Origin of the sequence: Blautia sp. AF34-10 (assembly GCF_003477865.1) — a bacterium.
GTDB lineage: Bacteria > Bacillota > Clostridia > Lachnospirales > Lachnospiraceae > Fusicatenibacter > Fusicatenibacter saccharivorans.
Window position 1 is genome coordinate 50,298 of sequence record NZ_QUED01000016.1, and the last position, 13,192, is coordinate 63,489.

13 protein-coding genes are annotated in these 13,192 nt (G+C 49.9%); all 13 read left to right on the forward strand.

Features of this window, described 5'->3' with window-relative positions; all coding sequences use genetic code 11:
- Window positions 1–21 precede the first annotated feature (21 nt).
- The 13 genes from DWZ60_RS10940 to fliB all read left to right on the forward strand — a co-directional run bounded on the left by DWZ60_RS10940 (window position 22) and on the right by fliB (window position 13,162).
- Window positions 22–2,010, forward strand: a complete 1,989-nt coding sequence (locus tag DWZ60_RS10940) for a CoB--CoM heterodisulfide reductase iron-sulfur subunit A family protein (protein ID WP_118741714.1) — start codon at window positions 22–24, stop codon at window positions 2,008–2,010.
- Window positions 2,001–2,453: a hydrogenase iron-sulfur subunit gene (locus DWZ60_RS10945; protein WP_055265382.1), complete on the forward strand. Its 453-nt coding sequence runs from the start codon at window positions 2,001–2,003 to the stop codon at window positions 2,451–2,453. Before DWZ60_RS10940 ends, DWZ60_RS10945 begins: the two co-directional genes overlap by 10 nt.
- Window positions 2,438–3,406: a 4Fe-4S dicluster domain-containing protein gene (locus DWZ60_RS10950; protein WP_055265384.1), complete on the forward strand. Its 969-nt coding sequence runs from the start codon at window positions 2,438–2,440 to the stop codon at window positions 3,404–3,406. Before DWZ60_RS10945 ends, DWZ60_RS10950 begins: the two co-directional genes overlap by 16 nt.
- A gap of 3 nt (window positions 3,407–3,409) precedes the next feature.
- The gene (locus DWZ60_RS10955) at window positions 3,410–4,435 is read left to right on the forward strand and encodes a 4Fe-4S dicluster domain-containing protein (protein ID WP_117801696.1); all 1,026 of its coding nucleotides are present in this window, start codon (window positions 3,410–3,412) and stop codon (window positions 4,433–4,435) included.
- Complete coding sequence (locus tag DWZ60_RS20040; protein WP_330422280.1) at window positions 4,436–4,699, forward strand: hypothetical protein; 264 nt, start codon at window positions 4,436–4,438, stop codon at window positions 4,697–4,699.
- A 17-nt stretch (window positions 4,700–4,716) separates the two neighbouring features.
- Window positions 4,717–5,979 (forward strand): 4Fe-4S dicluster domain-containing protein, encoded by a 1,263-nt coding sequence (locus DWZ60_RS20045; RefSeq protein WP_330422281.1) that lies wholly within the window; start codon window positions 4,717–4,719, stop codon window positions 5,977–5,979.
- A 14-nt stretch (window positions 5,980–5,993) separates the two neighbouring features.
- Window positions 5,994–7,604, forward strand: coding sequence for an FAD-binding protein (locus DWZ60_RS10970; RefSeq protein WP_055265391.1), 1,611 nt, complete (start codon window positions 5,994–5,996; stop codon window positions 7,602–7,604).
- A 126-nt stretch (window positions 7,605–7,730) separates the two neighbouring features.
- A complete protein-coding gene (locus DWZ60_RS10975) occupies window positions 7,731–8,573 on the forward strand; it encodes a fumarate hydratase (protein ID WP_055265393.1) in 843 nt (280 codons plus the stop codon).
- Between the two features lie 2 nt (window positions 8,574–8,575).
- The gene (locus DWZ60_RS10980; protein WP_117509210.1) at window positions 8,576–9,139 is read left to right on the forward strand and encodes a Fe-S-containing hydro-lyase; all 564 of its coding nucleotides are present in this window, start codon (window positions 8,576–8,578) and stop codon (window positions 9,137–9,139) included.
- Between the two features lie 144 nt (window positions 9,140–9,283).
- Window positions 9,284–9,604, forward strand: coding sequence for a hypothetical protein (locus tag DWZ60_RS10985; RefSeq protein ID WP_022461179.1), 321 nt, complete (start codon window positions 9,284–9,286; stop codon window positions 9,602–9,604).
- A gap of 315 nt (window positions 9,605–9,919) precedes the next feature.
- A complete protein-coding gene (larB, locus tag DWZ60_RS10990; RefSeq protein ID WP_055219567.1) occupies window positions 9,920–10,672 on the forward strand; it encodes a nickel pincer cofactor biosynthesis protein LarB in 753 nt (250 codons plus the stop codon).
- Window positions 10,665–11,990: a nickel pincer cofactor biosynthesis protein LarC gene (gene larC / locus DWZ60_RS10995; RefSeq protein WP_117509209.1), complete on the forward strand. Its 1,326-nt coding sequence runs from the start codon at window positions 10,665–10,667 to the stop codon at window positions 11,988–11,990. Before larB ends, larC begins: the two co-directional genes overlap by 8 nt.
- Window positions 11,987–13,162: a flagellin lysine-N-methylase gene (gene fliB / locus DWZ60_RS11000; RefSeq protein ID WP_055265399.1), complete on the forward strand. Its 1,176-nt coding sequence runs from the start codon at window positions 11,987–11,989 to the stop codon at window positions 13,160–13,162. Before larC ends, fliB begins: the two co-directional genes overlap by 4 nt.
- Window positions 13,163–13,192 lie beyond the last annotated feature (30 nt).

Here is a 13,192-nt window from a genome sequence, read left to right on the forward strand (position 1 = left end):
CCACAGAAAGGTGAGAGAAAAGTGCAAAGAATAGGAGTATTTGTCTGCCACTGCGGTACAAATATTGCGGCTACGGTTGATGTCAAAAAAGTTGTTGACGTCATCAGCAAAGAGCCGGGTGTTGTTCATGCAGAGGATTATCAGTATATGTGTTCCGAAACGGGTCAGCAGAAAGTGATCGATGCCATTCAGAACGAGCATCTGACCGGCGTTGTCATCTGTTCCTGCTCTCCGCGTATGCATGAAGGAACGTTCCGCAAAGCAGCAGAAAAAGCGGGCCTGAACCCGTATCAGCTGGAGATTGCAAACATTCGTGAGCAGTGTTCCTGGATTCATAAAGACATGGAAGAGGCTACCGAGAAGGCCGTAATTCTGGCCCGTGCAGCCGTTGCTAAAGTTATGCTGGATACCCCGCTTACCCCGGGCGAGAGCCGCGTTGTAAAACGTGCGCTGGTGATCGGAGGCGGTATCGCAGGTATTCAGACTGCACTGGATATCGCAGATGCAGGCTATGAAGTAGATATCGTAGAGAAGACCCCGAGTATCGGCGGAAGAATGTCACAGCTTGACAAGACATTCCCGACCCTCGACTGTTCTTCCTGTATCCTGACTCCTCGTATGGGAGAGGTAAACGCGCATGAGAAGATCAACATCTATACCTACAGTGAGGTAGAGAGCGTTGGCGGATTCGTCGGTGATTTCAAAGTAGACATCCGTAAGAAAGCAAGATACGTAGATATGGACAAATGTACCGGATGCGGACTCTGTCAGGAGAAATGTCCTTCCAAGAAGAACCTGAGCGAGTTCAACAGAGGCTTGTCCAACCGTACTGCAATCTACACACCGTTCGCACAGGCAGTTCCGAACGTACCGGTTATTGATACTGCAAACTGTATCCACTTCAAAACCGGAAAATGCGGTATCTGCTCCAAAGTCTGTGCAGCAGGTGCAGTAAACTACGACCAGAAAGATGAAGTAATCACCAGAGAGTACGGCGCAATCGTTGTGGCAACTGGTTTCGATACCATCAGTCTGGACAAGTTTGACGAATATTATTACAACCAGAGCAAAGACGTAATTACCTCCCTTGAGATGGAGCGTCTGATGAATGCTGCCGGCCCGACAGGCGGTAAAGTAGTACGTCTTTCCAACGGCGAGCATCCGAAGGATATCGTATTTATCCAGTGTGTCGGTTCTCGTGACGTGACCTGCAGAGGAAAGAGCTACTGCTCCAAGATCTGCTGTATGTACACCGCAAAACAGGCCATGCTGGTGCGTGACCATTATCCGGATGTCAATGTACATGTCTTCTACATTGATGTTCGTACTCCGGGTAAGAACTTCGATGAGTTCTATCGCCGTGCAGTAGAAGAGTTTAGTGTAGACTATATCAAAGGTCAGGTAGGAAAAGTATCCGAGGCACCGAACGGACGTCTTCTGGTACAGGGTTCCGACCTGCTTGACAACCGTCAGATCAAAATGGAAGCAGACCTTGTTGTCCTTGCAACTGCCATCGAGCCGAGCAAAGATGCAAGAAAACTGGCTACCATGCTGACCGCAAGTATGGATACCAACGATTTCTTTACTGAGGCACACGCAAAACTGCGTCCGGTAGAGTCCCCGACCGCAGGTGTCTTCCTCTCCGGCGTATGCCAGGGACCGAAAGATATCCCGGAGACCGTTGCACAGGCAGGAGCTGCTGCTGTCAAAGTAGTCGGACTGCTGGCAAAAGACAAACTGACCACCAACCCGTGTACAGCAGAATCCAATCCGCTGTTCTGTAATGGATGTGCATCCTGTGAAAAAGTCTGCCCATACGGCGCAATTTCCTACGAAGACCGTCAGGTCAACGACCATGGAATCCGTGAAACCAGACATGTGGCAGTCGTTAACGGCGCACTTTGCCATGGATGCGGTGCATGTACCGTTGCATGTCCGTCCGGCGCTATGGACCTGAAAGGATTCTCCAATAGACAAATTCTCGCGGAGGTAGATGCAATATGCCGATAGATAACAACGAAAACAAAGAATTTAAGCCAGTCATCGTGGCATTCTGCTGCAACTGGTGCTCCTATGCAGGAGCAGACCTGGCAGGTTCCAGCCGTCTTTCCTATCCGGCAGACGTAAAGATCATCCGTGTTCCATGTTCCTGCCGTGTCAATCCGCTCTTCATCTTAAGAGCATTCCAGAAGGGCGCTGACGGAGTCATCCTCTGCGGATGCCATCCGGGAGACTGCCATTACAGCACAGGAAACTATTATGCAAGAAGACGTATGACCCTGCTGTTCTCCATGCTGGATTACATGGGCGTTGAGAACGGACGTACCCGTGTGGAATGGGTATCCGCCGCAGAAGGTGTGAAATTCTCCCAGACCATGAACGAGTTCATCGAGCAGGTTACAAGCCTTGGTAAGAATGTCAGATTGGAGGATTTACGATGCAAGAAAAATTAGTATCCCGCGCAAAAGAGCTTCTGTCTGACGGTACCGTAGTCCGTGTTCTTGGCTGGAGAAAAGGTGACACTGATTTCAGTGCAGAGCCTGCATTCTTCGAGACTGCCGAGAGCCTTTCCGAGTTTACCTACGACGGATTCTGCGGCGCAAACCTTAGCAAATACATGATTAAAGCATCGAAAGAAGAAGGAAAAACACTCGTTTTCTTAAAACCGTGTGATACTTACAGCTTTAATCAGTTAATCAAAGAGCATCGTGTGGATCGCGAGAAAACCTATATCGTCGGCATCGGCTGCGATGGAAAACTCGATATCGAAAAGATCCGTGAAGCAGGATGCAAGGGTATTACCGCTGTAACAGAAGACGGCGATACCATCAAAGTGGCAACTGTTTACGGCGACAAAGAGCTCGCAAGAGAGGATGTTATCCTGGAAAGATGCAAAGCCTGCAAGGGCGGAAAACACGTTGCCTACGACGAGCTGGCAGAGAACTGCGACGAAGAGAAACCGGCAAAAGAAGGCCGTTTTGAACTGGTTGAGAAGCTCGAGGCAATGGCTCCGGAAGAGCGTTTCGCATTCTGGCAGAACGAACTGTCCCGCTGTATCCGCTGTAATGCATGCCGTAACGTATGTCCGGCCTGCAGCTGTATCAAATGTGTCTTCGATAATGACCGTTACGATACCGCACAGAAAGCAAATACGACTACATTTGAAGAGCAGATGTTCCACATTATCCGTGCATTCCACGTTGCCGGACGCTGCACCGACTGTGGCGAGTGTTCCCGTGTATGTCCGCAGCACATTCCGCTGCACCTGCTGAACCGTAAATTCATCAAAGATATCGACGAGTTCTACGGAGAGTATCAGGCAGGCGCCGATACCGACAGCCGTGCACCGCTCACCAACTTCACACAGGAAGATGTAGAGCCAAGTATCGTTAAGGAAAGGGGTTAAGGGATGTATCAGATTAGCAGAGAAAAAATGCCGGAGCTCCTTGCCGCTGTTGCAAAGGAGATGGATCTTTTCCTTCCGGTACAAAACAATGGAATTACCAATTTCGGTTTCTGGACCGAGGACGCAGACGTGGATCTCGATACCTTAAAAACCGTAAAATCCCCGAAAGATGCCTTTTTCCCGCAGAGTGAAATTCTTTACTCCTGCTATCAGAAGGCAAATAAAACCAGCATTGAACCGGCTGCATTAAAAGACGCACCGTTTGCTATCTTCGGCGTTCGTCCGTGCGATGTCAGAGCGTTCGATGTTCTGGACCGCGTTTTCTTAAGCGAGCCTGCAGACGTTTACTATGCAGCAAGAAGAGAGCACGGCATCGTTGTTTCCCTGGCTTGTCATGAGCCGGAAGACAGCTGCTTCTGTAAAACCTTCGGCATCGATGCTGCAGAACCGGCAGCAGATGTTGCTATGTGGCAGGTAGCTGACGGTTATGCATGGGAAGCAAAAACCGAAAAAGGCCAGAAACTGACCGAGCTTGTAAAAGCTTACCTGACCGAGCAGGATCTTACCAAAGAAGTAGAGGCTGAGAAAGAAGCAATCCGTACTCTGATCGACAAGATGCCAAACAGCAACCTTTCCCTCGAGGGATGGGGCGTTGGCAAGACAAAAGAACGTTTTGACGATCCGAAGTGGAAAGAACTTTCCGATGCCTGCTTAGGCTGCGGAACCTGTACGTTCTCCTGCCCGACCTGCCAGTGCTACGATATCAAAGACTTTAACACCGGAAACGGTGTACAGCGTTACCGCTGCTGGGATTCCTGCATGTACTCTGATTTCACCATGATGGCAGCAGGAAACAACCGTACCACACAGCTGCAGCGTTTCCGTCAGCGTTTCATGCACAAACTGGTATACTTCCCGGACAACAACGACGGAATGTATTCCTGCGTCGGATGTGGACGCTGCGTAGAGAAATGCCCGCAGTCGCTGAACATTGTCAAAGTAATCAAACGCATGGGAGGTACCAAGTAAATGTGCAATTGTAGTTGTGGAAGCGAAGAAAAGAAAAACGCTTTGCTGCCGCAGGTCGGTATCATCACAGATATCCGCCGCGAAACACCGGACGTAAAAACATTCCGTATCGTTCGTCCGGACGGCACCAAGCTGTTTGAACATATGCCTGGCCAGTGCGCAATGCTCTGTGTACCGGGTGTCGGAGAGGCACTGTTTCCATTACCTCTTCCCCGACAAACAAAGAGTACCAGGAGTTCTCCATCAAGGAGTGCGGTACTTTAACGAATTATCTTCACAACATGTCCGTAGGAGATGAAATCCTGGTTCGTGGACCGTATGGAAATCATTTCCCGGTAGAAACCGTATTAAAAGGACAGGATCTGCTGTTCATCGCCGGAGGTATCGGACTTGCTCCACTGCGTTCTGTTATTAATTACGTACTGGACAATCGTGATAACTACGGTACCGTAGATATCGTTTACGGTTCCCGTTCCAAAGACGATCTGGTACAGTTAAAAGAGATCCAGGAAGTATGGGCGAAAGCAAAAGATGTCAACGTGCATCTGACGATTGACCGTGAACAGGAAGGCTGGGACGGCCATGTAGGATTCGTTCCGAACTATGTAAAAGAACTGAATATGTCTGTTGACAAAACAGCTCTGATCTGCGGACCGCCGATCATGATCAAATTTGTTCTTCAGGGACTTCAGGAGCTGGGCTATGAGAAAACACAGGTTTACACCACTTTGGAGCTTCGTATGAAATGCGGTATCGGAAAATGCGGCCGTGCAACATCGGAGACAAATACGTCTGCAAAGACGGCCCGGTTTTCCGCTGCGACGAGATTGACGAATTACCGAACGAATATTAAACGGAGGTTGAAGAAAATGCAGGAAATGGTAAATATTTACGTTTACGGCAAAAAGTATTCCGTACCTGGCGATCTGACCATCATGACCGCTATGGAGTACGCCGGATATCAGTTAAAACGCGGATGCGGATGCCGTCACGGATTCTGCGGTGCATGTGCGACCATCTACAGAATCAAAGGAAAAAATGAACTGAAAACCTGTCTGGCATGTCAGACACAGGTAGAAGACGGCATGTATATCGCAAGCCTTCCGTTCTATCCGATCGACAAGAGAACATACGATATCGAAGAGATCAGCGCAGAGCAGAGAGTCATGATGGATCTGTATCCGGAAATCTACAGCTGCGTTGGATGTAATGCATGTACCAAAGGATGTCCGCAGAGCCTGAACGTTATGCAGTATATTGCATACGCACAGAGAGGCGACTTCAAGAAATGTGCAGAAGAGTCCTTCGACTGCATCGGCTGCGGAATCTGTGCATCCCGCTGTCCGGCTGGTATCTCCCATCCGATGGTAGGAGAGCTGGCAAGACGTCTGAACGGAAAATACATTGCTCCGAAGTCTGAACATGTAAAGAACCGTGTAGCAGAGATCAAAGAAGGAAAATTCGATGATCTGATCGAGCAGGTTATGCAGAAACCGATCGAAGAAATGCAGGAACTTTACAACAACCGTGAGATCGAGAAATAAGGAGGGAATTTCTAATGTATACACTGGCCAATATGCAGGACTCTATTAAAAAGGTAGAAGCTACCAGAGCCCAGAGAATGGCAACAGAGCCAAGAAGAATGACAGCGGATGAGAAAGATGCCCTTCTTGCAGCATATCATCCGGACTATAAAGAGGAAGGCTTCATCACCCTGAAAGTCGGCCCGAACAAAGGTGAGAAAGTTCCGACAGAGCTCGGCTATCTGCTGGAGTCCAACAGCCGTATCCTCGGTGTTGACATCGACCTTGACAAAGTAGATTATGACGTAGATGTACTGGTTATCGGTGCCGGTGGAGCAGGTTCTTCTGCAGCTATCGAGGCTCACGAGGCTGGCGCAAACGTTATGATTACCACCAAACTGAGAATTGGTGATGCAAATACCATGATGGCAGAAGGTGGAATCCAGGCAGCGGACAAAGAAAACGATTCCCCGGCACAGCATTATCTGGATGCGTTCGGCGGCGGACACTTTGCTGCAAGACCGGAACTGCTCCGCAAACTGGTTATGGAAGCTCCGGATGCAATCTCCTGGCTGGAAAACCTGGGCGTTATGTTTGATAAAGATGAGAATGGCCGTATGGTAACTACGCACGGCGGCGGAACTTCCAGAAAACGTATGCATGCATGCCGTGACTACTCTGGAGCAGAGATCATGAGAACACTGCGTGATGAAGTCATCAACCGCGGTATTCCGGTAATCGAGTTCTCTTCCGCAGTAGAACTGATCAAAGACGATAAGGGACAGGTTGCAGGTGCTGTTCTCCAGAACATGGAGACTGGCGAGTACCAGGTAGCAAAGGCAAAAACAGTTATCATTGCAACCGGTGGTGCAGGACGCCTTCACTACAACAACTTCCCAACCTCCAACCATTACGGTGCAACCGCTGACGGTCTGATCCTTGGATACCGTGCAGGCGCTCCGCTTCTGTATCAGGATACCATTCAGTACCATCCGACCGGAGCTGCTTACCCGGCTCAGATCTTCGGTGCTCTGGTAACCGAGAAAGTACGTTCTCTGGGCGCAATGCTCGTAAACGTAGACGGCGAAGCATTCATGCATCCGCTGGAAACCCGTGACGTATCTGCAGCAAGTATCATCCGCGAGTGCTCCGACGACCGCAACGAGGGCGTTGAGACTCCACAGGGCAAGGCTGTATGGCTGGATACTCCAATGATCGAGCTGATCCACGGAGAAGGCACCATTGAGAAGAGAATCCCGGCTATGTTCCGTATGTTCATGCAGTATGGCATCGATATGAGAAAAGAGCCGATCCTGGTTTACCCGACGCTGCATTATCAGAACGGTGGACTGGAAATCAACGGCGAAGGCTTTACCAACACCGTAAGCAACCTGCTCGTAGCAGGTGAGGCAGTTGGAGGAATCCACGGAAGAAACCGTCTGATGGGTAACTCTCTGCTGGATGTTATCGTATTTGGCCGTGATGCAGGAAAAGCTGCAGCAGCAAAAGCAAAAGACGTAACACTTGGAAAGATGAATCTGGATCATGTGGAGAAATATGCTGAGACCTTAAAAGAGGCAGGCATTGACACCGGTATGGTATCTCCGCAGCTTCTGCCGGATTATGCAGGAAAGAGACACCTGTAAAATGCAGTAACCGCGAAAAAGCGTGGCCCGGGGCAGAAATACTGTCCCTGGACACGCTTTCCGTGCTGAAAATCCATTGGATGATCGGTATGATAAAATAGCAAGGAAAGAAAGGTGGAGAATCCCATGCGTGAAATTCAGGCTAGTACCATTACGGATGTGGTAGAGAAACTTTGTATCGAAGCAAACTACCATCTTCCGGAAGACGTAAAATGTGCCATCACAGGCTGCCGTGCCTGCGAGGATGGCGAGATTGCAAAAGGTGTTCTGGACAAAATCGTAGAAAATTATGAGATCGCAGACGCACAGAACGTGCCGATCTGCCAGGATACCGGAATGGCATGTGTTTTCCTGGAAATCGGACAGGATGTGCACATCGCAGGAGGAGATCTTGCAGAGGCAGTCAACGAAGGTGTCAGAAGAGGATATGACAAAGGATACTTAAGAAAATCCGTTGTCAAAGATCCGGTCAGAAGAGGAAACACCGGCGACAATACACCGGCTATGCTCTACACCGAGATCGTTCCTGGCGATCAGATCAAAGTAACCGTAGGCCCGAAAGGCTTCGGAAGCGAAAATATGAGTATGATCCGTATGTTCAAACCGTCCGCAGGTCTTCAGGGAATCAAGGATTTCATCCTGGAAGTTGTTGAGACAGCAGGCCCGAACCCATGCCCGCCTATGGTAGTCGGCGTTGGTATCGGCGGAACCTTCGATAAATGTGCACTGCTTGCGAAAAAAGCACTGATGCGCCCGATCGATTCCGAGAACCCGGATCCGTTCTACGCAGATCTGGAAAAAGAAATGCTGGAGAAAGTCAACAAACTCGGCATCGGACCGCAGGGCTTTGGCGGAAAAACCACAGCCATCGGCCTCAATATCGAGACAATGCCGACTCATATTGCGGGAATGCCGTGTGCAGTCAACATCAACTGCCATGTTACCCGTCATAAAACGGAGGTGATCTGATCATGGAAAAACATATTCAGCTGCCTTTAACAGAAGAACTGGCAAAAACACTGCATGCCGGAGATACCGTATATCTGACCGGAACTATCTATACTTCCCGTGACGCCGGACATAAGAGAATGTGTGAAGCGCTCGCAAGAGGAGAAAAAATCCCGTTTGATCCGACAGACGCTACGATTTACTACGTAGGACCGACCCCTGCAAAACCAGGCCAGGTCATCGGATCTGCAGGTCCTACCACCAGCGGCCGTATGGATGCGTATGCTCCGACCATGATGTCCGTAGGCGCAAGAGGAATGATCGGTAAAGGCGCACGTCTTCCGGAAGTTGTAGAAGCCATGAAGAAATATCATGGCGTATACTTCGGAGCCATCGGCGGAGCCGGCGCACTGCTTGCAAAATGCATCAAAAAAGCAGAGCTGATCGCATACGAAGATCTTGGCGCAGAAGCACTTCGCCGTCTGGAAGTAGAAGACATGCCGCTTTTTGTTATCATCGACTGCGACGGAAATAATCTGTATGAGATGGGAAGAAAAGAATACTTAGAAGCGCATAAAGAAGACTAAAGGTTACATTTGTAACGACGAAATACAAGAGAGACCATAGACCCGTCTGATTATTTCAGACAGGTCTCAAGCTGAAAAGACATCAGGGCATTAACACTTGCAAGCGACTTTCGGCAGAAAAAGAAATGAAAGAGGAAGAAAAACATGACTGTAGAAATGATAAGCCACTTACTGGAAGCACTGATGATCCTGTGCTTTGGCCTGTCCTGGCCGCTGTCCATTTATAAATCCTGGACTTCAAGAACAGCAAAAGGAAAGAGCCTTTACTTTGAGGTGTTCATCTGGATCGGATATATTTTCGGTATTGCTAACAAATTTATCAGCTATATGAACAATCCGGACAAAGACTGGATCTTTTTCCTTGCATGGGCTTTCTATTTCCTGAACATTGCAGAGATCACCGTAGATATGGTGCTGTACTTCCGCAATGTAAAACTGGATAAGAAAAGAGAAGCAGAGAAATAAAGCAGCGGAATACAGTTAAACTTACAGAATCCCCGGCGGTGCGGCATTTGAGGCGGCATCGGCGGGGATTCTTATTTCTATACGATGACTCACACTGCGAAAAGAAAACATTGCGGGAACGCAGAAAGCAGGGTATACTTGTGTATAGAATCTGCTTGACTTAAAGTGCACTTCATAGTTTAAAATAAAGAAAGCTGGAGATTTGCGGTGTCAGAAAAGAGAAGGTTCTGACAAAGCAGAGGTTTCGGCTTTCTTTTTATGTTGTATCGTATTTGGGTGTGAAAAAAAGGAAAAAACGAAAACGAGGTGAATGCTTTGGAGGCAAGAGAGGTATTAGAAAAAGTAAAAAACAACGAAATCTCGATCGAGGAGGCAGAGAAATATTTCAAAAAAGAGCCGTTCGAGGAGATGGGATATGCTAAGCTGGATACGCACCGTGAAATCCGGAGCGGATTTGCGGAGGTCATTTTCTGTGCGCGGAAGGCGGATGAACATCTGCTGAAGATTTTTACGCGTCTGTACGAGCAGGATGGGGAGGTCTTCGGAACGAGAGCCAGTGAGCATCAGTATGAGCTGATCCGCGAAAAGTTTCCGGAAGTGGTGTATGATCCGCTGTCGCATATTTTAAAAATAGAAAAGAAAGACAAGAAGCGGATCGGAAAAATTGCGGTCTGTACGGCTGGAACTGCGGATATTTCCGTTGCCGAGGAGGCGGCGCAGACCGCAGAATACTTCGGTGCAAACGTTGAGCGTATCTACGATGTCGGTGTGAGCGGTATCCACCGCCTGCTGTCGCGTCTCGATACGATTCAGAGCGCCAACTGCGTTGTAGCCGTTGCCGGAATGGAGGGGGCGCTGGCGAGCGTGCTCGGCGGCTTGGTGGACAAGCCGGTGATTGCTGTTCCGACATCCGTTGGCTACGGGGCCAGCATGAACGGTCTTTCGGCGCTGCTTACGATGATCAATTCCTGCGCGAACGGAATTGCCGTCGTGAATATCGACAACGGCTATGGAGCCGGATATATTGCAACACAGATTAACAGAATGGGAGTACATCAAGATGAGTAAAAGTTTATATCTGGAGTGCGGGAGCGGAATCAGCGGAGATATGACCGTTGCAGCGCTGCTCGACCTGGGAGCAGACCGGGAAGTACTGGAGAAATCACTGGAAAGCCTGAAACTGCCGGGATACGAAATTGCGATTACAAGAGTGAAAAAGTCGGGGCTGGATGCCTGCGATTTCAATGTGATTCTGGATGCAGAGCATGAGAACCATGATCACGATATGGCGTATCTGCACGGGGATGGGGCGGAAGTGCATGACCATCCACATGATCACGAGCATCATCATGACCACGAGCATGCGCACAGCCATGACCACGATCACACAGGGGAGCATCATCACCATCATGAGCACCGCGGGCTGCCGGAGATTCTTGCGATTATCCGCAGCGGCGGTCTGACACCGGGAGCAAGAGCGCTGGCGGAGCGGATTTTCCAGATTCTTGCCGAAGCGGAAGCAAAAGCCCATGGCGTTCCGCTTGATCAGGTGCATTTCCATGAGGTGGGAGCTGTCGATTCCATCGTTGATATTGTGGCTGCCGCTGTCTGCCTGGATAACCTGGCGCCGGATGAAGTCATCGTGACGGGTCTCAGCGAGGGAAGCGGCTTTGTCAGATGCCAGCACGGCATGATCCCGGTTCCGGTACCGGCTGTTTTAAATATCGTACAGGCACATGGCCTGACCCTCGTTCCGACCGGAATCCAGGGTGAACTGGTCACACCGACCGGAGCAGCCATTGTTGCGGCAATCCGTACCAAAGAGACACTGCCGGCATCCTTCAAATGTACCAGAACAGGTCTTGGCGCCGGAAAACGGACGTATGAGCGCCCGTCACTGCTGCGTGCAATGATGCTCGAAACAGAAGAAAACGACGAGAAAGATACGATCTGGAAGCTGGAGTGCAACATTGATGACTGCACCGGCGAGGCGCTCGGCTACTGCATGGGAAAACTGCTGCGATCAGGCGCAAGAGATGTCCATTACATCCCGGTCTATATGAAGAAAAACCGCCCGGCTTACCAGCTGGATGTAATCTGTGATGATAAAACGCGGGAGACGTTGGAAAATATCATATTCGCCGAGACCACCACAATCGGCATCCGCCGCTGCCGGATGGAGCGCACCGTGATGAAACGCGAGTTTGCGACAATCGCAACCGAGTACGGCCATGTGACAGTCAAGATCTGCCGCCACGGCGAGATCGAAAAAATTTACCCAGAGTACGAGAGTGCCGCAGTAATTGCAGAAAAAAGCGGCATGCCGGTCGGCGAGGCTGGTGCGTGGATCGTACAGAAATATAAAGAAGGAAACAAAAAAGCATGAGATATTTAAAACCACATTTTTACGACCAGTTTGTATGCACCGCCGGAGACTGCCCGGATACGTGCTGTGCCGGCTGGCAGATCGTGATCGACGAGGATTCCCTGGAGCGGTATGGAAATGAGAAGAGTGAGTTTGGAAAGCGCCTGCGCAATTCGATCGACTGGGAGGAAGAGTGTTTTTACCAGAACAACCGCCGCTGTGCCTTTCTGAATGATGAAAATCTCTGCGATCTTTACAAGGAACTGGGGCCGGATTCCTTATGTGACACCTGCCGCCTTTACCCGCGCCATACGGAGGAGTACGAGGGTCTGCGTGAATTATCCCTGTCCCTTTCCTGCCCGGAAGCTGCACGGATTATCCTGTCCTGCAAAGAGCCGGTGCGTTTTCTGGAGGAGGAGACCGACGAGGAGGATGATTTTGAAGAGTTTGACTTCATGATGTTCTCCCAGCTGGAAGACACGAGAGATGTTTTGTTCCGGATTCTGCAGAACCGCGAACTGCCGCTGCAGGAGCGCATGACGGCGGCAGAGCAGCTCGCAGAACAGTATCAGATCTGTATGGAGGAGCAGCGGGAGTATGATATCGATGACCTGCTTCGGAAGTATGAAAAGCATCTGGAAGAGGGAACCTTAAGCGAGTGCGTGGCGGAGAGCCTTGCGGAAAAAGGTGTGGATGCTGCATCCTTTCATGCATATGACCGCCAGGTGAAGGAACTTGCCGTTCTCCGCGGTCTCGAGCGTCTTCGTCCGGAATGGGATACTGTGCTTGACGGCACAGAAAAAGCGCTGTATCAGAACGGAGAAACCGCTTATCAGGCCATCTGTGAAGAATTCCATCGCACCTGGGGCGCTGCAGGTGAACGCCGTGCAGAGTGGGAAAACATCGGTGAGCAGCTTTTGATGTTTTTCGTCTACACCTATTTCTGCGGCGCCGTCTATGACGATATGGTCTGTTCCAAAATGGAACTCGCGCTGTTCTCTGTCCGTTGGATTCAGGAAATCCTGGTTGCACGGTGGCTGGAAAATGGAAAAACGCTTTCCATGCACGACATCGAGGAGCTTTCCTGGCGCTATGCGCGTGAGGTCGAGCATTCCGATGATAATCTGAATGCGCTTGAGGACTGGCTTTTTGAAACTTATGCACCAGAAGGCTGTGTGCTGGAGGAGGAGTAATCCTGCATCCGATAGACTTACTGCACATTT